A 21,754-nucleotide genomic window follows, 5' to 3' on the forward strand; every position below is an offset into this window, starting at 1 on the left:
CGCGCGAAGGGCCCCGGGTTCTTCCCGGGGCCCTTCGTCGTTCCGGTGGTGCGCGCCTAGAGCAGCTTGCGCGCGGCCCTCCTCAGGTCGAATTCGTGAACGATTGCCTTGGCGTGGCCGTACGCGAGGTTGTGCTCGTGGCGAAGCCAGCTGACCTTCTCCTCGAAGCGGAAGAGAGCGGGTCCATCTTCCATGGTGCGAAGCCAGTCGGAGACTTCACGACCGGTGCAGTGGGGGATGCGGGCGAGCATATTGCGATGGGTCTCTTCGGAGAAGACTTGGGACATCGGCGCCTCCGGACGCATTCGAAGCCGGTCCTTCACGTCACCGTGCCTGAGCGTTGGCGTATTGGCAACAGTCCCGCCGCGACGCGTAGTCTCGCGACGTGGTTGACACGACACCTCTGACCCGAGCTGTGGAGCACTTCGCGGACCGTCTGCGAGCCGCACCGCAGAGCCGGCTGCAGCGCAGCGCGGCCGCCGAAGCGCTGGACCTGGCCAGGGAGTTGGCACGCCGTGCCCAACGGATCGAGGACCCCTCGGGGGAGCCTCATGAGATGCCCGACGCCGGGATGTTCGCGGTGGCCGACCAGATCACCGTCGCCGGACACGACTTGGCACTCGTGCTGAAAACCGACGCCGAGGTCGAGGAGGCGGTGGTACTGGTCGAGGAGGCACAGAAACGCGCCGGGGTCTGAGACCTCCGGCGCGCGTGTGCGGTGCGTGGGTACGACCCGCGTCTACAGGGACGCGATGACCCGGTCCGCCAGGATGTACACGTTCTCCTCGCCGCACGCGAACGTCAGCGTGTACGCCCCCGAGATGCCCGAACCACCGAGCAGATACGGGGTCTGGCCCGCGCGCAGGGCCGCCGCCAGCCGCTCCGCGGTCTCGCGGTGGCCCGGCGTCATGCACAGGGTCGTGCCGTCGGCGAAGACGTAGACGTCGAGGGTGCCCAGCGGGCCGGGGCGGACGTCGGTCAGCTCGACGCCGGAGTCGGCCAGCTGCTCCAGCGTGCTGACCGTGCGCTCGTGGTCGTTCCCGGCCGGCGACTGCACCGGTACGAAGTCGGGGTGCGAGGGGTGACGGCGGCGGGCCGCGGCCAGCTCCGGGGAGTCCCCGGGGAACTCGTCGGCCTCCGTGCTCGACTCGGTCACCGGCTCCAGCGGCTCCAGGCCGATGAAGTCGGACTGGCGGGGCAGGAACGGTTCGCTGTCCGGCAGGCCGAGCAGCGACGGTGCGTCGGAGGTGTCACGGGCCTCCTGGGCCGCCCAGAACGCGCGGGCCTCGGCCAGCTCCCGCTCCCGCTCCTCGGCGAGCGCCTCGGCCACCGCGGCCCGTATCTCCTCGGTGTCCGCCGTGGTGCGCGCGGCGGGCAGCAGGGCACGCGTCGCGGCCGCCTGGCTCTCGGCCAGCTGGGTGTGCAGCTCAGCGACCTGGCGCCGCAGCAGCAGGACGGTGCGCAGCACGGCGACGCCCACGGCGCCCGTGGCGACCGTGGTGAGCAGCAGGGCGATCGGCATGGCGCTCACTGACGTTCTCCCGGTTCAAAGTCGACCCCCGACTTCCTACATCAGCTTGAAGGGCGGACTAACCAGCTGTCAGTGCGTAACGTCACGAACCGGACAGGAACTTGGGCCTGGTGTTTCGCCGTGAAACCGCTCTGACCTGCCTGAATCCCTTCCCGAAGGGAGATAGGTCACATCCTGGGGGAGATTGGATCACAAATCGGCCCGGAGTTCGGATGTTCCCCGAACTCCGGGCCAGAGGGTCACGGTGGGTCCCTCGGGGGTTACTTATGGGTAATGCGTAGGGGTCAGCTGAGGCGCTCGATGACCATCGCCATGCCCTGGCCGCCGCCGACGCACATCGTCTCCAGGCCGAACTGCTTGTCGTGCCACTGGAGGGAGTTGATGAGCGTGCCGGTGATCCGGGCGCCGGTCATGCCGAAGGGGTGGCCGACCGCGATGGCGCCGCCGTTGACGTTCAGCTTGTCGATGTCGATGCCGAGGTCGCGGTAGGAGGGGATCACCTGGGCGGCGAAGGCCTCGTTGATCTCGACCAGGTCGATGTCGTCGATGGTCAGGCCGGCGCGGCGCAGGGCCTGCTGGGAGGCCTCGACCGGGCCGAGGCCCATGATCTCGGGGGACAGGCCGGAGACGCCGGTGGACACGATGCGGGCGAGCGGGGTCAGGCCGAGCTCGCGGGCCTTGGTGTCGCTCATGATGACGACCGCGGCGGCGCCGTCGTTCAGCGGGCAGCAGTTGGCTGCGGTGACCAGGCCGTCGGGGCGGAAGACCGGCTTGAGGCCGGCGACGCCCTCCAGGGTGACGCCCGCGCGCGGGCCGTCGTCCTTGGAGACGACGGTGCCGTCCGGCAGGGTCACCGGGGTGATCTCGCGCTCCCAGAAGCCGTTCTTGATGGCTTCCTCGGCGAGGTTCTGCGAGCGGACGCCGAACTCGTCCATGTCCTGGCGGGTGACGCCCTTCCAGCGGGCGAGGTTCTCGGCGGTCTGCCCCATCGCTATGTAGGCGTCCGGGACGAGTCCGTCCTCGCGCGGGTCGTGCCAGGTGGTGCCCTCCTGCTGGGCCACGGCGGCGGTGCGGGCCTCGGCCTCGGCGAAGAGGGGGTTGTGCGTGTCCGGCAGGCCGTCGGAGCTGCCCTTGGCGAACCGGGAGACCGTCTCGACACCGGCCGAGATGAAGACGTCGCCCTCGCCGGCCTTGATGGCGTGCAGCGCCATGCGGCTGGTCTGCAGGGACGAGGAGCAGTACCGGGTGATCGTGCAGCCGGGGAGGTGGTCCATGCCCATCTGCACGGCGACGATCCGGCCGAGGTTGTGGCCCTGCTCGCCGCCGGGCAGGCCGCAGCCGAGCATGAGGTCGTCGATGTCCCGCGGGTCCAGTTCGGGGACCTTGGCGAGGGCCGCCTGGATGATCGTGGCGGTGAGGTCGTCGGGGCGCAGGTCCTTGAGGGAGCCCTTGCCGGCGCGGCCGATGGGGGAGCGGGCGGTCGAGACGATGACGGCTTCGGGCATCACAGCTCCATGGGCGTACGTACTCAACGGTACGGGGATGGGCAGGGCTGCTTGGGAAGTTACCCGTACGTACCTTGTCGGTCACCGGTGTCGCGATGTGACACTGGCCGCAATTTTCTAAGCGCTTGCTTTTCTCACGAAGGCTGCGTCGACGGCTCGGTCGTCGGCTCCGGCTCGGGCACCCGCCGCCTGCGCCGCCGCTTCAGCAGCGCCCACGGCCCGCGCGGACCGGTGGGCATGGCCGCCGTGACCTCCGTGCCGGCCTCCGCCGCCGCCTCGGCGGCGGCACGCGCGACCGGCAGGAAGCCCTCGCGCCGCGAGACGTCCGGCCGCTCCTCGTCCGCGGGCCACAGCCCCAGCGCCGCGCACACCGTCGGCAGCAGCGCCATCGAGGCCGTCGCGTACCCCTCGGCGGAGGGGTGGTAGTTGTCGGGGCCGAACAGCTCCCGCGGGTTCGCCGCGAACTCGGGGCCCAGCAGGTCGCCGAGCGACACCGTGCGGCCGCCCTGCTCGATCACCCCGATCGTCTGGGCCGCCGCCAGCTGCCGCGAGGCCCGGCGGGCCAGCCAGCGCAGCGGCTGCTGCACCAGCTCGATGGTGCCCAGGTCGGGGCAGGTGCCCACCACCACCTCCGCACCGGCGGTGCGCAGCCGTCGTACCGCCGCCGACAGATGGCGCACCGAGCGCGTCGGGGGCATCCGGTGGGTGACGTCGTTGGCGCCGACCATGATCACGCAGACGTCCGGGGTGGGGAACGGACTGGCCAGGACCAGGGCGACCTGGCGGTCCAGGTCGTCGGACTGAGCCCCGGGAAGCGCGACGTTGCGCAGGTCCACCGGGCGCTCGGCCACCGCCGACAGGCCCGACGCCAGCAGCGCGCCCGGCGTCTGGCCCGCCCGGTGCACGCCCTGCCCCGCCGCCGTGGAGTCACCCAGCAGTGTCATGCGCAGGGGCGGTTCGCCCGGGACGGAGTAGGAGAGGCCGTACAGGCCTTCCGCCGTGGGGACGTGGTTGTCCGTGCCGTTGCCCACATGGCGCTTGGCCATCTGGACCTCGGCCAGCAACAGCCCCACGGCGGCCGCACCGACCAGCCCGACCCCGCCGCCGCCGTACGCCGCACCGGCCGCGATACGCCGGGCCACCCTCGCCCTGGACATGTTCGTCATGCGTCGCCGCCACCTCCTCGTAGCCGTACAACCACTCCTTGCCCCGTACAGCCCGTCGGCCAATCTCAACAGGGAGTGAACGCCCGCCGCGGCGCACCCGGTGGCCGTAGGCTGGCGGAACCACTGAGACCACATTTTTTGCAAGCAACCGGAGACAACGGTGCGATTCCACGACTCGATGATCAGCCTCGTCGGCAACACCCCGCTGCTGAGGCTCAACAGCGTGACCAAGGGCATCCAGGCCACCGTCCTGGCCAAGGTGGAGTACTTCAACCCGGGCGGCTCCGTGAAGGACCGCATCGCCCTGCGCATGATCGAGGCCGCCGAGGAGAGCGGGGAGCTGAAGCCGGGCGGCACGATCGTCGAGCCGACCAGCGGCAACACCGGCGTCGGGCTCGCCATCGTGGCCCAGCAGAAGGGCTACAAGTGCATCTTCGTGTGCCCGGACAAGGTGAGCACGGACAAGATCAACGTGCTGCGGGCCTACGGCGCCGAGGTCGTCGTGTGCCCCACCGCCGTGGCCCCCGAGCACCCGGACTCGTACTACAACGTGTCGGACCGGCTGGTGCGTGAGACGCCCGGCGCCTGGAAGCCCGACCAGTACTCCAACCCCAACAACCCCCTTTCGCACTATCACTCGACCGGCCCCGAGCTGTGGGAGCAGACGGAGGGGAAGATCACCCACTTCGTGGCGGGCGTCGGCACCGGCGGCACCATCTCCGGCACCGGCCGCTACCTGAAGGAGGCCAGCGACGGCAAGGTCCAGGTCGTCGGCGCGGACCCGGAGGGCTCCGTGTACTCCGGCGGCTCCGGGCGGCCGTACCTGGTCGAGGGCGTCGGTGAGGACTTCTGGCCGACCGCCTACGACCGCACCGTCGCCGACGAGATCGTCGCCGTGTCCGACAAGGACTCCTTCCAGATGACCCGCCGCCTGGCCAAGGAGGAGGGGCTCCTGGTGGGCGGCTCCTGCGGCATGGCCGTGGTCGCAGCGCTGCGGGTCGCCGAGCGGCTCGGTCCCGACGACGTCGTGGTCGTCCTGCTCCCCGACAGCGGGCGCGGCTACCTCAGCAAGATCTTCAACGACGAGTGGATGGCCGACTACGGCTTCCTGGAGGACGAGGGCTCCAGCGCCCGCGTCGCCGACGTCCTCGACCACAAGGAGGGCGGCCACATCCCCTCCCTCGTGCACATGCACCCCGAGGAGACCGTCGGCCAGGCGATCGAGGTGCTGCGCGAGTACGGCGTCTCGCAGATGCCGGTCGTGAAGCCGGGCGCCGGTCACCCGGACGTGATGGCCGCCGAGGTCGTCGGCTCGGTCGTGGAGCGGGAGCTGCTCGACGCCCTGTTCAACAAGCGGGCCTCGCTGGAGGACCCGCTGGAGAAGCACATGTGCGCCCCGCTGCCCCAGGTCGGCTCCGGCGAGCCGGTAGGCGACCTGATGAACGTGCTCGGCACGGCGGACGCGGCGATCGTCCTCGTCGAGGGCAAGCCGACCGGTGTGGTCAGCCGGCAGGACCTGCTGGCCTTCCTGGCCAAGGGCGGAAAGGCGTAGCGAACCTCCGGTGACCGGCCCGTGGCGGAGGGGAACTTGCGGTTTCCTGTCCAAGCGGTGGACTTCGCGGAAGTGGTACGAGCGTGTCACGTGCGCGCAGCACACGCTTAACACGGGTCCGGCACATTAGGGGGTGTCGGCAGGGCGGGAGCGGCTCCCCGCCCCGGCCGGCGCCGAACGGCGCCTAGGACCTCCGGAGCGGCTCCCGGACCTCCATGGACGCCACGGACGCGCAGCCCGGCCCTGACCCGGCCCGCGTCCCTCGCGGGGACCGCCGTCGTCCCGCCCCCCGGCAACGGGGGTGCGGCGGTCCCCGCGCACATCTCTTTCAACGCGCGCGGTTCGACGATCCGTCGGCCGGTCGGCACCTGTGACGGACCGTCACTCCTCCCAGTCACTGTCCTGGGAGGACCTGCGGCGGCGGAAGAGGCCGGGAGTGGTGCGCGCGGCCTGGACCGCGTTGACGCCGACGATGCCGCCCCAGGCGACGAGCAGTCCGGGCAGGTGGCCGATGCCGCCGCCGATCGCGGACAGCGGGATCGCCAGCACCAGCGAGATGATGCCGAAGCCGAACCGCTCGCCCCAGGTGTCGGTGGGCTTCGGGGACCGGGCGCCACGCGCGACCTGCATCTGCTGCTCGGCGAGTTGCCTGCGCAGCCGGCGCTCGACCGCGCCGTCGATGCGCTGGTCGACCTTCTCCAGGAACGAGTCGACCAGGGCGGACTCGTACTCCTCGCCCAGTTCCCGGCGCGCCTGCAGCGTGGCGTCGAGTTCCTTCTTCAGGTCGGCGTCCCGCGCTTCGATTCCCGTCATACGGGCCAGGTTAGGGAGCCGGGCCGCCCGTCGCACTGGGGCTAACCCCCCTGTCCGCGCGGGGGTTCAGGGCAGCAGGGAGACGAGTCCGGTGTCGAGGTCGAAGCGGGCGGCGGCGATGTGCGCCGGCGCGAACGCCGGGTCCGCGCGGATGGCGTCGCGGACCCAGGCCGTGTGCGCCCGCATCGCGTGCTCGGCCCAGTCGCCGGGGACCGCGTGGGTCCGGCGCGCGGCGGGGGCGATCTCGGCGACCAGTAGTTGGAGGTGGTCCGGCACGAGCGCCCCGGTGCGCAGGTGGTCCAGGGTCGCGGCGACCGCCCCGCACCGCTCGTGTCCGAGCACCAGCACCAGCGGGATGCCCAGCTCCTGGACGCCGTACTGGACGGAGCCGAGCACCGCCTCGTCGAGGACCTCGCCGGCCGTCCGGATGCACAGCAGGTCCCCGAGCCCCTGGTCGAAGACCAGTTCCGGCGGCACGCGCGAGTCGACGCAGCCGACGATCACCGCGAACGGGTCCTGCCCGGGGGCCAGCGTGCGGCGCCGCCCGCCGTCCTGGTGCGGGTACCGGCAGTGGCCGGAGGCGAAGCGCCGGTTGCCGGCCAGCAGGGCGTCGAGCGCGGCGCGGGCGGTGGCCGGCGAGGACCTCGACGAGGTGCTGCGGGGTGCGTCCGGCGGGCGGGGGCGGGGTACGTCGGGTGGGCGGGGGCGGGGTACGTCGGGTGGGAGCGGACGGGGCGTGTCGGCCGCCGCCGAGGGGGCGGCGGCCAGCGCGCCGACGGCGGTGGCCGTCAGAAAGGCCCTGCGGTTCCAGGCCATGCGGCTTCCTCGGGTGTCGTGCTGGATGCGCTACTTCACCGTAAGCATCCGGACGGTCACCCTGTGTGCCCTTTTAATAACGCTTGGCTCTTGCCCGGCTGTATATCGTCATGCAGAGTTCTTGGTGAGTGAATAGGCCATCAAAGGGCGAGGTCAGGATCGAGGGGAGCTGGGGTGTGATGGCGTCGCGCACGATGGACGCACCCGGATCCGTGCGGTCCGGACCCGTGGTCCTCGACGGGAGGGGCCTCGGCGTCGAGGACGTCGTACGCCTCGCCGACGCGACCGCCCGCCCGGTTCCGGCGGGCGACGCACTGCGCCGGGTGGAGGAGTCCTGGACCGCCGCCCTGCGGATAGCGGCCGGCGGACGGGTGTACGGCCGCTCCACCGGCGTGGGCGCCAACCGCACCGAGGACGTGCCCACCGAGGCCGCCGCCGGACACGGTCTGCGCCTGCTGCGCAGCCACGCCGGCGCCATCGGCGAGGCGCTCCCGGCCCGCCAGGTGCGGGCGATGCTCGCCGTGCGCGCCAACCAGCTGCTCGCCGGCGGCGCAGGACTGCGGCCCGGCGTGGTCACGGCCCTGTGCGAGGCGCTGGAGTCGGGCGCCTACCCGGTGGTCAACGAGTTCGGCTCGGTCGGCACCGGCGACATCGCGGCGCTGGCGCAGCTGGGGCTCGCGCTGGCGGGGGAGCACCCGTGGTGCGGGCCGGGCGCCCCCGCCGCCCAGCCGCTGGACAACAACGACGCCCTCGCCCTCATCAGCAGCAACGCGCTCACCCTCGGCCAGTCCGCGCTCGCCCTGCACGAGCTGCGCGGGCTCATCGGAGCCACGCAGGTCGTGGCCGCCCTGTCCCTGCTGGCCGTGGACGGCTCGCACGAGGCGTACGCCGCCCCCGTGCACGCCGCCCGCCCGCACCGGGGCAGCGTCGACGTGGCCCGCCGGATGCGGGAGCTGATCGGCGCGGCGGACCGGCCGGCGCCGCCGCTCGGCCGCATCCAGGACCCGTACGGCTTCCGCTGCCTGCCGCAGATCCACGGCCCCGCCCAGGACGCGGCGGACGCCCTGGAGCAGGTGCTCACGGTCGAGATCAACGCGGCCGCGGAGAACCCGCTCATCTCCCCCGAGGATCTGGCCGCCTACCACCACGGCGGCTTCTACCAGGCCCAGCTCGCCCTCGCCCTGGACCACTTCAGGCTGGCCGTGACCCAGGTGGCCCGCCTGTCCACGTCCCGCCTGTCCACCCTCAACGAGCCCGCCTACACCCGCCTGCGCCCCTTCCTCGCCGACCAGGAGCCCGCCTCCTCCGGCGTGATGATCCTGGAGTACGCCGCCGGAGCCGCCCTCGGCGATCTGCGCGCCTTCTCCGCGCCCGCCTCCCTCGGGCACGCTGTACTCTCCCGGGGCGTCGAGGAACAGGCCAGCTTCGCCTCCCTCGCCGCCCGGCAGACGCTGCGTGCCTGCGGTGCGTACCGTCTGGTGGTCGGCTGCGAACTCGTCGCCGCCGTACGGGCACTGCGCCAGCGCGACCTGAAGCCCGACCCGGAGCTTCCGGCGGGGCGGGCGCTGGCCGTCGCCGAGTCGGTGCTCGACGAGGACCCGGCCGACCGGCCGCTCACGGACGACGTGAGCGCGGCGGCCCGACTGCTGGACCGGTTCACGGTCATCTGGAGGGGGAGCACGTCATGAGTGTGGACAGGAGCGCGGGAGTGGCGGACAGCCCGGCCACCCGGCTGCAGACGCTCTTCGAGGGGCACCGGCTCACGCCGACCCAGCGGCGCATCGCGCACAGCATGGTGCGGCGCGCCGCCGATGTGCCGTTCCTGTCCAGCGTGGAGCTGGCCGAACTGGCCGGGGTCAGCCAGCCGTCCGTGACCCGCTTCGCCGTGGCCCTCGGCTTCGACGGCTACCCGGCCCTGCGCCGGCACCTGCGCGAGGTCGTGCCCGCCGAACCGGCGCCGGGCTCGGGGTCGTACAACGAGTACCAGCAGGCCGTCGAGGCCGAGATCGAGAACCTGCGGCATCTGGCCCAGATGCTGGCCGATCCGCGCCCCGTGCAGGAGGCCGGCCGGCTGCTCGCCGCCTCCCGCCCGCTGCCCGTGCTCGGGCTGCGCGCCGCGGCCTCCCAGGCGTACGGCTTCGCGTACTTCGCCGGCAAGGTCCACCCGGACGTCCGGCTGCTGGACGAGGGCGGCACGATGATCCACGACCGCATCGACGGCGCCGTCCGCGCGGGCGCCTCCGCGCTGCTGTGCTTCGCGCTGCCGCGGCATCCGCGCGAGGTCGTGGACACCCTCTCCTACGCCAAGGAGGCGGGGCTGGCCGTGGTCACGGTCGCCGACTCGGCGTTCGCGCCGGTCGCCAAGTACTCCGACCTGCTGCTGCCCGCCGCCGTCGGCACCGGCCTCGCCTTCGACACGGCGTGCGCGCCGATGCTGCTGGGGCGGGTGCTGCTGGAGGCCATGTGCGACGACCTGCCCGAGGCGCAGGTACGGCTGGAGGAGTTCGACGCGCGGGCGGCGGCCCGGGGGCTGTTCGTGGAGTGACGCGCGTCTCTCAGAGTCGTCTCACCTTGGCTCGTTAGCCTGCCCGCCCGACGGGAACTGTGCCGCGAGGACGAGGAGGCGGAACGTGGCGCGCGGAGTACGTGAAGAGCGCCGGGAGCGCGGAGGACGCGGCGTACGCGGCGTACGCGGAGGGCAGGCCCTGGCCCGGGTGGCCGTCGTCGTACGGGCCGGGGCGGCGCCCTTGTGGTGGTGCGGGGTGTTCGCGGCGGGCATCGGAGCCGTGCCGTCCGGGGTGACCGGGCGGGGGATCGGCCTGCCGGCCGGGGCCGCCCTGTTCCTCGTCGGCGCCGCGGTCGTGGCGCTCACGCGCCGACGGCGCTACACCACCCTCGCCGAAGGCACGGCCCGCGCGGGCAAGCACGACCTGCTCCAGGACCGCGCGGTGACCGCGCGCAACTGGCGCCGGGGCCACCGGTGGTGGCTGCTGCTCGCCTTCGCCGTCGCGCTGGGCAGCTCCTTCGTGGTGCCCGCGGCCGGCGGCATGCTGCTCGCCGGGACGGGCACCGGGCTGTGGCTGAAGGCGGCCTGGCTCGGCCGGCGCGAACGGGCCGGGGAGCAGCTGCTGTGGCTGCGCGTCGACTGGCTCGACCGGCGCGGCGGGAGCCCGGCCGGCAAGGCCGCCAAGGGCTACCGCGGCACGGGCATCGCCGCGGGCGACGCGGCCCCGGGCGGGACCCGCCGCCGCACCGCCGCACGCGTCTGACCGCGGTCCTGGCCCGCGAGCGGCCTCAGACTTCGAGTACCTCCTCGATCCTCTTCAGCTGGTGGCGGGCCATCGCCAGGTTGGCGCGGGCCTGGTCGAGCACCAGGTAGAGGAACAGCCCGTTGCCGCCGCGGCCCTTGAGCAGCCGGATCAGGTGGTACTGGTTGGACAGGGTGATCAGGATGTCCTCGATCTCGCCCTTCAGGCCGAGGTGTTCCATGGTGCGCATCTTGGCCCGGATCACATCGGTGTTTCCGGCGGCGGCCACGTTCAGGTCGAAGCTCTTGCCGCCGCCCATCGTGCCCAGTGCCATGCCGCTGGTGTAGTCGACGAGCGCGACGCCCGTGGCTCCCTCGATGGAGGTGAGGGCCTCTTTCAGCGCGGTTTCGGTGTTGGCCATGACGGTGCTCCCTCGTTCTGTGTGATTCGACTAGTCGGTAGTGGTTCGCGGTTCGGTGACCGCGCTGGTGCGCGGTGTGCGGGTGGTTCTGGTGCGGGCGGTGGACCTGGCCTCCGTCCGGGCGGACCGCTTGGCCGCCGCGGCCTCGGCGGCGTCGACCAGCTGTCCGATCCGGGCGCCCGCCCGGCGGCCCTCCAGGTGCAGCCGGCCGACGTTGACCCGGTCCTCGGCGAGCAGGGTCAGTACGGCGGTCTCGCCGGCCGCGTAGGTGGCGACGTAGCCGTCCGCGCCCCGGACCAGCAGCTCCCGGAAGCCGCCCTGGTCGGTGGCGTCCGACATCCGCCGGGCGACCCCGAGCGCGGCCGCGGTGAGCGCCGAGAGGCCCTCCGGGTCGACACCGGGCGTGTCGTGGGCGATGACGAGACCGTCGACGCCGGCCGCCAGGGTGCCGGTGAGCTGGGGGACGCGGCTGCGCAGCCGGCGCAGTTCGTCCAGGACGGCGTCGATCTCGGGCTCGGCCGCCATCAGGTGTCTCCTCTCGGCGGGTCGTTGGCGTTCAAAGGGCCTCCAGCGCATCTCTGAGCCTCTTCAGCAGCGCGATGTCGGGGTCGGTGACCTGGGGCAGGGGTGGGGGTGACGGTCCGGGCGCCGTGCCCGGTGCGACGAGTCCGGCCGCCGCCAGCCGCCGCACGTCCACCAGCGTCTGGAACGTCCGTCTGCCCAGCTCCCGTGCGATGTCCGGTGCCGCCCGCACGCCGTCCACCAGCTCCAGGACCGCGCGCTGGCGGGACGTGACCGGCGGGGCGGCGACGGGGTCGGCCCGGATCAGCGGCGCGCTGTCGGTGGCCGGGTCCGGCCAGATGCGGTGCAGCAGCTCGCGGCGGCGCACGGTCTCCCGCTCCAGGGCGGTGACCGGGACCGGACGCAGGGGCGCCGGACCGGGTGCGATGCCGTAGCGGAAGCGGCCCGGGGCGCTGCTCGGGGCCAGCGCGAAGTACCCCGCGTCGAACAGCGCGCCCAGGTGGCACAGCTCCAGCACGCCCGTGGTCAGCCGACCGGCGTCCAGCAGCAGCCGGGCGGCGCCGGGCAGGCTGTCGGTCCGGCGCCCCGCCTGCTGCCAGTCCGCCGTGCCGAGCGGGCCGTGGGCCGTCAGGAGCAGGTCGAGACCGGGGGCGAGGCGGCTCTCGGCGTGCACCACGTGACCGTCGGACAGGTGCAGCGTGCCGTGCTCGCGGATGAGGACGCCGGTGGCGCGCTCGTCGGCGAGCCGGCTCAGCATCGGCGACAGGGCACCTTGGGTCCGCCCCTGTCCGCCCTCCTTGTCCCGCACCGGCAGCGGTGGCGGGGGAGGGGTGCCGACCATGGTCATGCCAGCACCAGCCGATCCGCCATCTCCCCGAGCCGGATCCGGGCGAGGGCGAGGTTGCCCTCGTCACGGGCCAGCCACAGATGCAGGAACACGGTGCTGTCGAAGGACGTGACCACGAACCGCAGCAGGTGGTAGCTGTCCCGGTTGCTGACGATCAGGTCCTCGACCGGGGGTCGTTCGCCGTCCGGCTCGGCCGCGAACGCCCCGTGCTCGGCGGCCAGCCGGGCCAGCTCGGCGGCCTCGGCCGCGGTCGTCTCGTGGTCGCCGCCGGGGGCTTCCCCGACGGTGCCCAGCGCCAGCCCGCTCGTCCAGTCCACCAGTGCGGCGCCCCTGGCGCCGGGCACGCGCATGGCTTCGAGCAGGCACTCGTCGATTCCGGGCACCGCGGTTCCCCTCCCACCTGGGACTCCGGCTGAGTGACTGTGAGGCTACGCACCGTGTGCGGGGGGAGTGAGCCTTCCAGCATTTCCCGGTGGAACTTGCCGTCGGCGTACTAAGGTGGGTCAACTTGCCTTGATTTCAGGCACGTTCATCGCGGGCGCGACGGGAGTGCGTCAGCGGTTTTCTGGTGTGCGCAGGGTGGTGAGGGCCGATGCGTGCGCCCCTCCGGCCTCGGCCACGATCTCGTCCAGGGTCTGCGGTTCGCGCACCGTCGCGAAGGCCGTGCCCCCGGCACCGTCCGGCGCGAAGCCGTAGATCCCGGGCCGGGCGAGGGAGTTGTAGGCGTAGTGGTGGGCGAAGTAGTACGCGCCCGTGTCCAGCGCCGCCGCGTAGTCGCCCTGGTCCAGACGCGGCAGCGCCCGCGCCTCGGCCAGCAGGTCGCCCGCGAAGCAGGCCGGGCCCGCGACGTCCTGGACCACCTCGGACCCGGACTTGGGCCGCCCCTTCGCGTCGTACGCCACGATCCTGAGCGGCCAGGCGGCGGGCACGTACACCGTCCGCGTCGCCACCTGCACGCCCGCGTGGGTCACCGCGACCCGTCGCCCGCCGGCGCTCTTGGCGTACTCCACCCGTGCCACCACGGTCCCGTGCTTGGCCAGCAGCGACCGCCCGAACTCGGTCACCAGCCCGTACCGCCCGTCGAACAGCCCCGGCACGGCCTCCCGCAGCAGCCGCGCGTACCGCGCGTACGTCGGCGTCGTCGCGTCCGAGGCGAAGTTCACCGGCAGCCCGCCGCCGATGTCCAGGGTGTCGATCTGCCGCCGTCCGGCCCGCGCGTTGATCTCCTCGGCGAGCGCGTACGTCTCCGCCGCACCGCGCGCCATCAGCGGCAGCGGGATGCCCTGCGAGCCGGTGTGCGCGTGCAGCCGGGTCAGCCACGGCCGGTCCAGATACGCCCGTACGACCCACTCGCGGGCCCCCTCGTCGCGCAGCGCCACCCCGAACTTCGAGGTCGCCGTCGCCGTCGAGGTCGATTCGATGGAACCGCCGCCGAGCTGCGGATTGACCCGGATCCCGAGCGGGGAGCGGCTGGGCGCCGACCGCATCAGGGCGTCGATGCGCTCCAGCTCCTGCGGGTTGTCCGCGTTGACGGCGATCCCCAGCGCCAGCGCCTCGCGCAGCTCGGCCGGCGTCTTGGCGGGCGAGTCCAGGACGGTACGGGTCGGCGGCACCCCCGCCGCCCGGGCCAGCGCCAGCTCGCCGGGGCTGGCCACCTCCGCGCCGATGCCCTCCGCGTCGAGCAGCCGCAGCACCGGCACCAGCGGGGTCGCCTTCACCGCGAAGGCGTGCAGCACCGGCGTCCCCGGCGCCAGTACCGCGTCGAAGGCCGCCCGCAGCGCCGCCGCCGACTCCCGGATACCGGCCACGTCCAGCAGCCCGACCACGGGCGCCGCGGGCCCGAGCAGCCCTCGCTCCACCGCGGCCCGCACGGCCTCGTCCCGCCGCACGACCCGCTGTCCGTCGCCCCCGTACTCGCCCGCACCGCTGCCCGCGCCGCGCCCACCCGCGCCGTCGCTTCCACGCCTGCCCGCACCGCCGTCGCCGACCGCGTAGCCGCCCGCGCCGCCGCCTCCGTGCCCGTCCGCGTCACCGTCACCGACGCGGCCCCCGTACCCGGCCGCGCCGCCCACGCCCCCGTACCTGCCCGTGTCACCGTCCACAGCGCCCCCCGTGCTGTCGTCTGCCGTGCCCATGCATCCAGCCAAACACTCGCGACGCGCTCACGCTGGCGCGCCGATGTATTGACTAGTTCTATTCAGGGCGCGAGGATGTGAATAACCGCAGTAAAAATCCACTGGGAGCAATCCGCTAGGAGGCAGACCATGTCAGGACCCCGCCCCGTACGAGCGCCGCGCGGTACGGAACTGAGCGCCCTGGGATGGCAGCAGGAGGCCGCCCTTCGGATGCTCCAGAACAACCTGGACCCCGAGGTCGCCGAGCACCCCGACAAGCTCGTCGTCTACGGCGGCACCGGCAAGGCCGCCCGTGACTGGCGCTCCTTCGACGCCATGGTCCGCACGCTGCGCACCCTCAAGCAGGACGAGACCATGCTGGTCCAGTCCGGCCGCCCGGTCGGCGTCATGCAGACCCACGAGTGGGCCCCGCGTGTCCTGATCGCCAACTCCAACCTGGTCGGCGACTGGGCCAACTGGGAGGAGTTCCGCCGTCTGGAGGCCCTGGGTCTGACCATGTACGGCCAGATGACCGCCGGATCCTGGATCTACATCGGCACCCAGGGCATCCTCCAGGGCACCTACGAGACCTTCGCCGCCGTCGCCGCGAAGAAGTTCAACGGCACCCTGGCCGGCACCATCACCCTGACCGCCGGCCTCGGTGGCATGGGCGGCGCCCAGCCGCTCGCCGTCACCATGAACGACGGCGTCGCGATCTGCATCGACTGCGATCCGCGCGCCATCGAGCGCCGCATCGAGCACCGCTACCTGGATGTGAAGGCCGACTCCCTGGAGCACGCCCTCCAGCTCGCCGTCGAGGCCCGCGACGCCCGCCGTCCGCTCTCCATCGGACTGCTCGGCAACGCCGCCGAGCTGCTGCCGCGCATGCTCGCCGAGGGCGCCCCGATCGACATCGTCACCGACCAGACCTCCGCCCACGACCCGCTGTCGTACCTGCCGCTGGGTGTGGAGTTCGAGGACATGGCCGCCGCCGCGGCCAAGGACCCGGCCGGCTTCACCACCCGCGCCCGTGAGTCGATGGCCAAGCACGTCGAGGCGATGGTCGGCTTCATGGACGCCGGTGCCGAGGTCTTCGACTACGGCAACTCCATCCGCGGCGAGGCCCAGCTGGCCGGCTACGACCGCGCGTTCGCCTTCCCCGGCTTCGTCCCCGCCTACATCCGCCCGCTGTTCTGCGAGGGCAAGGGCCCCTTCCGCTGGGCCGCCCTGTCCGGCGAGGCCTCGGACATCGCCAAGACCGACAAGGCGATCCTGGAGCTCTTCCCGGAGAACGAGTCCCTGCACCGCTGGATCAAGATGGCCGGCGAGCGCGTCCACTTCCAGGGCCTGCCCGCCCGTATCTGCTGGCTCGGCTACGGCGAGCGCGACAAGGCCGGTGAGCGCTTCAACGACATGGTGGCCTCCGGCGAGCTGGCGGCCCCGCTGGCGATCGGCCGCGACCACCTCGACTGCGGTTCCGTCGCCTCCCCGTACCGCGAGACCGAGGCCATGCTCGACGGCTCCGACGCCATCGCCGACTGGCCGCTGCTCAACGCCATGGTCAACGTGGCCTCCGGCGCCTCCTGGGTCTCCATCCACCACGGCGGCGGCGTCGGCATGGGCCGTTCCATCCACGCCGGCCAGGTCTCGGTGGCCGACGGCACGAAGCTGGCGGGCGAGAAGATCCGCCGTGTCCTCACCAACGACCCGGGCATGGGCGTCATCCGGCACGTGGACGCCGGGTACGACATCGCGGAGTCGGTCGCGCAGGAGCGGGGCGTGCGCGTGCCGATGCGTGAAGGTGACGACGCGTGACCTTCCACAGCATGTGGACGGAGCTGCTGCCGGTCGGCCGCAGCTCCGCCTCCGGCGGCTACCGGCGCTACGCCTGGACCGGTGCCGACGCCGACTGCCGCGCCTGGTTCAAGGAGCAGGCCGAGGCGCGCGGGCTGACCTACGAGGTCGACCGGAACGGCAACCAGTGGGCCTGGCTCGGTGACCCCACCGCGGGGAACGCCGTCGTCACCGGGTCGCACCTCGACTCCGTACCGGACGGCGGAGCCTTCGACGGGCCCCTCGGGGTCGTGTCCTCCTTCGCCGCCCTCGACGAACTGCGCGACAGGGGAGCGCGGTTCGCCAAGCCCCTCGCCATCACCAACTTCGGCGACGAGGAGGGCGCCCGGTTCGGGCTCGCCTGCGTCGGCTCACGGCTGACCGCCGGGCAGCTCACCGTCGAGCAGGCGCACCGCCTGACCGACGGCGAGGGCGTCACCCTGCCCAGGGCGATGGAGGCCGCCGGGTACGACCCGGAGGCCATCGGACCGGACCCCGAGCGGCTCGCCCGCATCGGCGCCTTCGTCGAACTGCACGTCGAGCAGGGCAGGGCCCTGGACCTGTCCGGCGACCGGGTCGGCATCGCCAGCGCCATCTGGCCGCACGGCCGCTGGCGGTTCGACTTCCGGGGCGAGGCCAACCACGCCGGCACGACCCGGCTGGTGGACCGGCGCGACCCGATGCTGTCGTACGCCGAGACCGTGCTCGCCGCCCGCCGCGAGGCCGAACTCGCCGGCGCCGTCGCCACCTTCGGCAAGATCTCCGTCGAGCCGAACGGCGTCAACGCGATCCCCTCGCTGGTGCGCGGCTGGCTCGACTCCCGCGCCGCCGACCAGGAGACCCTGGACACCGTGGTCACGGGTGTGGAGAAGGCCGCGCGGGAGTACGCCGCCGCGCACGGCGTCGACCTCGACGTCACCCGTGAGTCCTTCACGCCCGTCGTCGAGTTCGACCACGCCCTGCGCGACGAACTGGCCCGCATCCTCGGCCAGGACACCGAGCTGACGGTGCCCGTCCTGGGCACCGGCGCCGGACACGACGCCGGAATCCTCTCCGGCAGCATCCCGACCGCCATGCTGTTCGTGCGCAACCCCACCGGCGTCTCGCACTCCCCGGCCGAGTTCGCCGCCGAGGACGACTGCCTGGCCGGGGTGACGGCGCTCGCCGACGTACTGGAAGGGCTGGCCTGCAGGTGACCACACGGACCTATTGGCTGGAGCACGCCTGGCTCGACACCCACGTCGAGCCGGGCGTGGCCCTCACGGTGTCGATCAGCGGCTCCGCCGCGGGCGCGGACGGCCGGATCACCACCGTCCGCACCGATGTGCCCACCCCGCCCCCGGGCGCCGAGATCCTGCGCGGACTGACCCTGCCCGGCCTCGCCAACGCCCACAGCCACGCCTTCCACCGGGCCCTGCGCGGCACCGTCCAGGTCGGCTCCGGCACCTTCTGGACCTGGCGCGAGGTGATGTACTCCTTCGCCGACCAGCTGACCCCGGAGACCTACCACGCCCTCGCGCGCGCCGTGTACGCCGAGATGGCGCTGGCGGGCGTCACCTCGGTCGGTGAGTTCCACTACGTGCACCACGCGCCCGGCGGCACCCGGTACAACGACCCGAACGCCATGGGCGAGGCGCTCGTCGCGGCGGCCGCCGAGGCCGGTATCCGCATCACCCTCCTCGACACCGCCTACCTCTCCTCCGGCTTCGGGCAGCCGCCCAACGCCCACCAGCTCCGTTTCTCCGACGGCAGCGCGGAGGCCTGGGCCGAACGCTGTTCAGTTCTCAAGGAACGCGATCACGCACGGATCGGGGCGGCGATCCACTCCGTACGGGCCGTTCCCGCGGACCAGTTGGCGACGGTGGCCCGGTGGGCCGAGGAGCGGCGGGCCCCGCTCCATGTGCACCTGTCCGAGCAGACCGCCGAGAACGACGCCTGCCTCCAGGCGCACGGCCGCACGCCCACCCGGCTGCTCGCCGACCACGGCGTCCTCGGGCCGCGCACCACCGGCGTGCACAACACCCACCTCACCGACGAGGACATCGCCCTCATCGGCGGCTCGGGCACCGGCACCTGCATGTGCCCGACGACGGAACGCGACCTGGCCGACGGCATCGGCCCCGCCGTCGCCCTGCAGCGGGCCGGTTCGCCCCTCTCCCTAGGCTCCGACAGCCACGCCGTCATCGACCTGCTCGAAGAGGCCCGCGCGATGGAGCTGAACGAGCGGCTGCGCACCCGCACCCGGGGTCACTGGACCGCCGCGGCACTGCTGCGCGCGGCCTCGGCCGACGGTCACGCGGCCCTGGGCTGGGACGGGGCCGGCACCATCGAGCCCGGCGCGCTCGCCGACCTGACGACGATCGCGCTCGACTCGGTCAGGACCGCCGGGCCACTGCCCAGGCTCGGCGCCGAGACCGCCGTATTCGCCGGGACGGCAGCGGACGTACGGCACACGATCGTGGGAGGGCGGCACGTCGTGCGCGACGGTGCGCACACGCTCGTCCCCGACGTCCCGCAGGCACTGGCGGCCGCGGTCGACGCGCTGCGCGGCTGACCCCGAAACCCCCACCCACACCGGCCACCGACAAGGACGCCGAGGACCCCAAGGACGACGCCATGAGCAGCACCGCCATCACCAACATCGCCACGCTGGTCACCAACGACCCCTCCCTCGGTGACGGAACTCCCCTCGGTCTGATCCAGGACGCGGCCGTCGTCATCGACGGCGACCGCGTCGTGTGGACCGGTGAATCCAGCAAAACACCCGCCACTGACAATCGCGTCGACGCCGGCGGCCGGGCGGTGCTGCCGGGCTTCGTCGACTCCCACTCCCATCTGGTCTTCGCGGGCGACCGCACGCAGGAGTTCAACGCCCGTATGTCGGGCCGCTCCTACACCGCGGGCGGCATCCGCACCACGGTCGCCGCCACCCGCGCCGCCACTGACGAGGAGCTGGAGGCCAACCTCACCCGCTATCTGGCCGAGGCCCTCCGCCAGGGCACGACGACGTTCGAGACGAAGTCCGGGTACGGCCTGACGGTCGCCGACGAGTCCCGCGCCCTGCGCATCGCCGCCCGGCACACGGACGAGGTCACCTACCTGGGCGCCCACATCGTCTCGCCGGACTACGCCGACGACCCCGCCGCCTATGTCGCCCTGGTCACCGGCGAGATGCTCGACGCCTGCGCCCCGCACGCCCGCTGGGTCGACGTCTTCTGCGAGAAGGGCGCCTTCGACGGAGACCAGGCCCGCGCGATCCTCACGGCGGGCAAGGCCAGGGGCCTGCACCCCCGCGTCCACGCCAACCAGCTCTCCTACGGCCCCGGCGTCCAGCTGGCCGTCGAGCTCGACGCGGCCAGCGCCGACCACTGCACCCACCTGACCGACGCCGACGTCGACGCCCTCGCGAGCGGCCGCACGGTCGCCACCCTGCTGCCCGGCGCCGAGTTCTCCACCCGCGCCGAGTGGCCGGACGCCCGCCGTCTGCTGGACGCGGGCGTCACGGTCGCCCTGTCCACGGACTGCAACCCGGGCTCCTCCTTCACCTCGTCGGTCCCGTTCTGCGTCGCCCTCGCCGTACGGGACATGGGCATGACCCCGGACGAGGCGGTCTGGTCGGCCACGGCGGGCGGTGCGGCGGCGCTGCGCCGGGACGACATCGGCCGCCTCGCCCCCGGGGCGCGCGCCGACCTGATCCTGCTCGACGCACCGAGCCATGTGCACCTGGCCTACCGGCCGGGAGTTCCCCTGGTCGGCGGAGTGTGGCGGGCGGGCGTGCGCGAGGTCTGATCAGGCGGCCCCCGCGTGCCAGCGCTGCGCCGACCCCCCGTTCAACGGGTCCAGGGACGGCCAGTCGTCGCCGTGCGCGGTCAGGCCCGTCTCGATGGCGATCTCCGGGCGGATCACTCCGTCGGAGTCCACGTCGAACCGGAGGTTCTGGCCGTTGCGCCCGTACACCGAGTCGCACGTCCAGATGCCGACGCCCCGATCGACGGAGCCGCGGCTGTCCAGGCAGTAGTCGGGATCCGCGGCCGACTGCAGGACACCGCGGTCGGAGTCGACGCGCCAGCGCTGGGTGGGTGAGCCGGTGCAGGTGGCGGTGATGACATCCGTGCCGTTGTCGAACCAGCCGCCGTCGACGTCCAGGCAGCGGCCCGTGGCGGCGTTCACCACCTGGGCGTAGGCGCTGCCCGGGGGCGCGAACGTCGGGGTCGGGGTCGGGCTGGGTTTCGGCTTCGGCTTGCGCTTCGGCGTGGTGGACGGGGTGACCGGCGGACGCGAAGTCTTCGTCGGGGACGGGGACGGGGACTCGGAGGTGGGGGACGGGGGCGGCGCGGAGACCGTGGCCGTCGCCGTCACGGTCACCGGCGGGCTCGTGGGTGTCACCGTCGCCGCCTCGTTCTGGTGCCGCGAACCCGTCGGCGACAGCAGCAGGACCAGCAGCGGCGCCAGGGCCACGCCGAGGGCCGCCGAGGTCAACAGCACGCGCCGCCCGGGCGGCCGGCTCCCGTGCCCGCGCGATTCGCTCGCGACCGGCGGGCCGCCGTCCGGCGCGGCGCCCCGGATGTACGCCGCCCCGCCCCACGGCAGCAGCCCCTCCGCAAGTGCCGCCCGCGGCGCGTCCCGCAGGGCGGTGAGGTCCTCGTAGGCGGCCGTGCAGTGCGGGCAGTGCGCCATGTGGGCGTGCAGGTCGGCGCTGTAGCGGGGGTTCTCCGGACGGGCCGACTCCTCGATGAGCCGGCGGAAGTCGCCGCAGCGCGGGTCGTCGGAGGCGGCCAGCCGGGACTTCAGACAGGCCTGGGCGAGGGTCTGCAGCGCCTGCGGCGTGCCGTACCGCACGTCCTCGCGGCTCGCGCCGAGGAAGGTGGCCGTCGTGTCCTCGGGTTCGCCGTCCAGGATCCCGTACCAGATCAGGCCCTGGCCGCGGGAGGGAAGCGAACGGAACGCCTCCAGCATCGGCGGGACCGGGCCCCCGGGGAGCCGGGACGTGTTGAGGATCAGCAGGAGGGCCGGGTCCAGGCCCGCCGACCGCTGGTCCTGCGCCCAGGAGGCGGCCAGCCGGGCGGTCAGCAGCAGGAGTTGGTGCCGCAGGGGTACCTGCGGCTCCACTCCGCGTGCCGTCTCCCGCGCCGCCGTGGTGAAGACCTGCATCGCCAGCTGCCGCGCCGACGACTCGCTCGCCGTGCACAGGCCGGCATAGGCATGGACGGCGGCGCCGTGGCGCCGACGCAGCTCGCGCAGCGCCGGATACGCGGTCGCCGTGCGGGCCCGCAGCAGCTCCGTCAGCCGCGCGTCCGGAGCGTCCGCGTGCGACTCGTCCGTACCCGCGTGTGTGTCGTCGACGTCACCGTCGTCGGCCGGGTCGACGCCCTGGCCCATGTCCGCG

General features: G+C 73.1%; 21 protein-coding genes. 9 read left to right on the forward strand and 12 right to left on the reverse strand.

Features of this window, described 5'->3' with window-relative positions; all coding sequences use genetic code 11:
- Positions 1–56: 56 nt before the first annotated feature.
- A complete protein-coding gene (locus ACWGKT_RS04675; protein WP_235457622.1) occupies positions 57–287 on the reverse strand; it encodes a DUF4287 domain-containing protein in 231 nt (76 codons plus the stop codon).
- A 98-nt stretch (positions 288–385) separates the two neighbouring features.
- On the opposite strand from ACWGKT_RS04675, the gene ACWGKT_RS04680 reads away from it, so the two are divergent.
- The gene (locus ACWGKT_RS04680) at positions 386–697 is read left to right on the forward strand and encodes a hypothetical protein (RefSeq protein ID WP_235457621.1); all 312 of its coding nucleotides are present in this window, start codon (positions 386–388) and stop codon (positions 695–697) included.
- 42 nt (positions 698–739) lie between these two features.
- On the opposite strand, the gene ACWGKT_RS04685 is transcribed toward ACWGKT_RS04680, so the two are convergent.
- The 3 genes from ACWGKT_RS04685 to ACWGKT_RS04695 all read right to left on the reverse strand — a co-directional run bounded on the left by ACWGKT_RS04685 (position 740) and on the right by ACWGKT_RS04695 (position 4,202).
- A complete protein-coding gene (locus ACWGKT_RS04685; RefSeq protein WP_453272493.1) occupies positions 740–1,522 on the reverse strand; it encodes a hypothetical protein in 783 nt (260 codons plus the stop codon).
- A gap of 293 nt (positions 1,523–1,815) precedes the next feature.
- Positions 1,816–3,036 carry an acetyl-CoA C-acetyltransferase gene (locus ACWGKT_RS04690; protein WP_453272454.1) on the reverse strand — a complete coding sequence of 407 codons (1,221 nt, stop codon included), beginning with the start codon at positions 3,034–3,036 and terminating at the stop codon, positions 1,816–1,818.
- Positions 3,037–3,170: 134 nt separating this feature from the next.
- Positions 3,171–4,202 (reverse strand): SGNH/GDSL hydrolase family protein, encoded by a 1,032-nt coding sequence (locus ACWGKT_RS04695; protein WP_356144255.1) that lies wholly within the window; start codon positions 4,200–4,202, stop codon positions 3,171–3,173.
- 160 nt (positions 4,203–4,362) lie between these two features.
- Between ACWGKT_RS04695 and ACWGKT_RS04700 the strand changes: the two genes are divergently transcribed.
- Positions 4,363–5,754 (forward strand): cystathionine beta-synthase, encoded by a 1,392-nt coding sequence (locus tag ACWGKT_RS04700; RefSeq protein WP_356144257.1) that lies wholly within the window; start codon positions 4,363–4,365, stop codon positions 5,752–5,754.
- A gap of 381 nt (positions 5,755–6,135) precedes the next feature.
- On the opposite strand, the gene ACWGKT_RS04705 is transcribed toward ACWGKT_RS04700, so the two are convergent.
- Entirely contained in the window at positions 6,136–6,567 is a 432-nt protein-coding gene (locus ACWGKT_RS04705) for a hypothetical protein (RefSeq protein WP_356144259.1), read from the reverse strand.
- A 66-nt stretch (positions 6,568–6,633) separates the two neighbouring features.
- Positions 6,634–7,383, reverse strand: a complete 750-nt coding sequence (locus ACWGKT_RS04710; protein WP_453272455.1) for a carbonic anhydrase — start codon at positions 7,381–7,383, stop codon at positions 6,634–6,636.
- A gap of 179 nt (positions 7,384–7,562) precedes the next feature.
- Here ACWGKT_RS04710 and ACWGKT_RS04715 point away from each other — a divergent pair, with 179 nt between their 5' ends.
- The 3 genes from ACWGKT_RS04715 to ACWGKT_RS04725 all read left to right on the forward strand — a co-directional run bounded on the left by ACWGKT_RS04715 (position 7,563) and on the right by ACWGKT_RS04725 (position 10,652).
- On the forward strand, positions 7,563–9,071 hold the full coding sequence (locus ACWGKT_RS04715; RefSeq protein WP_453272456.1) for an aromatic amino acid ammonia-lyase: 1,509 nt from the start codon (positions 7,563–7,565) through the stop codon (positions 9,069–9,071).
- Positions 9,068–9,928 carry a MurR/RpiR family transcriptional regulator gene (locus tag ACWGKT_RS04720; RefSeq protein WP_356144265.1) on the forward strand — a complete coding sequence of 287 codons (861 nt, stop codon included), beginning with the start codon at positions 9,068–9,070 and terminating at the stop codon, positions 9,926–9,928. Before ACWGKT_RS04715 ends, ACWGKT_RS04720 begins: the two co-directional genes overlap by 4 nt.
- Before the next feature lie 169 nt (positions 9,929–10,097).
- Positions 10,098–10,652 (forward strand): hypothetical protein, encoded by a 555-nt coding sequence (locus ACWGKT_RS04725; protein ID WP_453272494.1) that lies wholly within the window; start codon positions 10,098–10,100, stop codon positions 10,650–10,652.
- Between the two features lie 25 nt (positions 10,653–10,677).
- On the opposite strand, the gene ACWGKT_RS04730 is transcribed toward ACWGKT_RS04725, so the two are convergent.
- From ACWGKT_RS04730 to ACWGKT_RS04750, 5 genes are all read right to left on the reverse strand, one after another.
- Entirely contained in the window at positions 10,678–11,052 is a 375-nt protein-coding gene (locus tag ACWGKT_RS04730) for a roadblock/LC7 domain-containing protein (RefSeq protein WP_235457612.1), read from the reverse strand.
- A 30-nt stretch (positions 11,053–11,082) separates the two neighbouring features.
- Positions 11,083–11,577 carry a roadblock/LC7 domain-containing protein gene (locus tag ACWGKT_RS04735; RefSeq protein WP_235457611.1) on the reverse strand — a complete coding sequence of 165 codons (495 nt, stop codon included), beginning with the start codon at positions 11,575–11,577 and terminating at the stop codon, positions 11,083–11,085.
- A gap of 31 nt (positions 11,578–11,608) precedes the next feature.
- Entirely contained in the window at positions 11,609–12,421 is an 813-nt protein-coding gene (locus tag ACWGKT_RS04740; RefSeq protein ID WP_356144268.1) for a transcriptional regulator, read from the reverse strand.
- Positions 12,418–12,804: a hypothetical protein gene (locus ACWGKT_RS04745; RefSeq protein WP_235457609.1), complete on the reverse strand. Its 387-nt coding sequence runs from the start codon at positions 12,802–12,804 to the stop codon at positions 12,418–12,420. Before ACWGKT_RS04745 ends, ACWGKT_RS04740 begins: the two co-directional genes overlap by 4 nt.
- Positions 12,805–12,975: 171 nt before the next feature.
- Positions 12,976–14,556 carry a diaminopimelate decarboxylase gene (locus tag ACWGKT_RS04750; RefSeq protein WP_453272457.1) on the reverse strand — a complete coding sequence of 527 codons (1,581 nt, stop codon included), beginning with the start codon at positions 14,554–14,556 and terminating at the stop codon, positions 12,976–12,978.
- 129 nt (positions 14,557–14,685) lie between these two features.
- Here ACWGKT_RS04750 and hutU point away from each other — a divergent pair, with 129 nt between their 5' ends.
- The 4 genes from hutU to hutI all read left to right on the forward strand — a co-directional run bounded on the left by hutU (position 14,686) and on the right by hutI (position 20,157).
- Complete coding sequence (gene hutU / locus ACWGKT_RS04755; RefSeq protein ID WP_356144272.1) at positions 14,686–16,350, forward strand: urocanate hydratase; 1,665 nt, start codon at positions 14,686–14,688, stop codon at positions 16,348–16,350.
- The gene (locus ACWGKT_RS04760; RefSeq protein WP_453272458.1) at positions 16,347–17,564 is read left to right on the forward strand and encodes an allantoate amidohydrolase; all 1,218 of its coding nucleotides are present in this window, start codon (positions 16,347–16,349) and stop codon (positions 17,562–17,564) included. The genes hutU and ACWGKT_RS04760 overlap by 4 nt, the downstream gene beginning before the upstream one ends.
- A complete protein-coding gene (locus ACWGKT_RS04765) occupies positions 17,561–18,922 on the forward strand; it encodes a formimidoylglutamate deiminase (RefSeq protein WP_453272459.1) in 1,362 nt (453 codons plus the stop codon). Before ACWGKT_RS04760 ends, ACWGKT_RS04765 begins: the two co-directional genes overlap by 4 nt.
- Positions 18,923–18,984: 62 nt before the next feature.
- Positions 18,985–20,157, forward strand: a complete 1,173-nt coding sequence (gene hutI, locus ACWGKT_RS04770; protein WP_453272460.1) for an imidazolonepropionase — start codon at positions 18,985–18,987, stop codon at positions 20,155–20,157.
- Here hutI and ACWGKT_RS04775 read toward each other — a convergent pair whose 3' ends face one another.
- On the reverse strand, positions 20,158–21,747 hold the full coding sequence (locus tag ACWGKT_RS04775) for a ricin-type beta-trefoil lectin domain protein (protein WP_453272461.1): 1,590 nt from the start codon (positions 21,745–21,747) through the stop codon (positions 20,158–20,160).
- Positions 21,748–21,754 lie beyond the last annotated feature (7 nt).

The sequence above is a fragment of the Streptomyces sp. NPDC054794 genome (assembly GCF_053611585.1).

Excerpts from the sequence above, each read along its gene's own strand:
- ACWGKT_RS04705 (WP_356144259.1), bottom strand. The coding sequence starts at position 6,567 with ATGACGGGAATCGAAGCGCGGGACGCCGACCTGAAGAAGGAACTCGAC.
- ACWGKT_RS04690 (WP_453272454.1), bottom strand. The coding sequence starts at position 3,036 with ATGCCCGAAGCCGTCATCGTCTCGACCGCCCGCTCCCCCATCGGCCGC.
- ACWGKT_RS04710 (WP_453272455.1), bottom strand. The coding sequence starts at position 7,383 with ATGGCCTGGAACCGCAGGGCCTTTCTGACGGCCACCGCCGTCGGCGCG.
- hutU (WP_356144272.1), top strand. The coding sequence starts at position 14,686 with ATGTCAGGACCCCGCCCCGTACGAGCGCCGCGCGGTACGGAACTGAGC.
- ACWGKT_RS04685 (WP_453272493.1), bottom strand. The coding sequence starts at position 1,522 with ATGCCGATCGCCCTGCTGCTCACCACGGTCGCCACGGGCGCCGTGGGC.
- ACWGKT_RS04750 (WP_453272457.1), bottom strand. The coding sequence starts at position 14,556 with ATGGGCACGGCAGACGACAGCACGGGGGGCGCTGTGGACGGTGACACG.
- ACWGKT_RS04715 (WP_453272456.1), top strand. The coding sequence starts at position 7,563 with ATGGCGTCGCGCACGATGGACGCACCCGGATCCGTGCGGTCCGGACCC.
- ACWGKT_RS04720 (WP_356144265.1), top strand. The coding sequence starts at position 9,068 with ATGAGTGTGGACAGGAGCGCGGGAGTGGCGGACAGCCCGGCCACCCGG.
- ACWGKT_RS04695 (WP_356144255.1), bottom strand. The coding sequence starts at position 4,202 with ATGACGAACATGTCCAGGGCGAGGGTGGCCCGGCGTATCGCGGCCGGT.
- ACWGKT_RS04735 (WP_235457611.1), bottom strand. The coding sequence starts at position 11,577 with ATGGCGGCCGAGCCCGAGATCGACGCCGTCCTGGACGAACTGCGCCGG.
- ACWGKT_RS04775 (WP_453272461.1), bottom strand. The coding sequence starts at position 21,747 with ATGGGCCAGGGCGTCGACCCGGCCGACGACGGTGACGTCGACGACACA.
- ACWGKT_RS04740 (WP_356144268.1), bottom strand. The coding sequence starts at position 12,421 with ATGACCATGGTCGGCACCCCTCCCCCGCCACCGCTGCCGGTGCGGGAC.
- hutI (WP_453272460.1), top strand. The coding sequence starts at position 18,985 with ATGAGCAGCACCGCCATCACCAACATCGCCACGCTGGTCACCAACGAC.
- ACWGKT_RS04730 (WP_235457612.1), bottom strand. The coding sequence starts at position 11,052 with ATGGCCAACACCGAAACCGCGCTGAAAGAGGCCCTCACCTCCATCGAG.
- ACWGKT_RS04675 (WP_235457622.1), bottom strand. The coding sequence starts at position 287 with ATGTCCCAAGTCTTCTCCGAAGAGACCCATCGCAATATGCTCGCCCGC.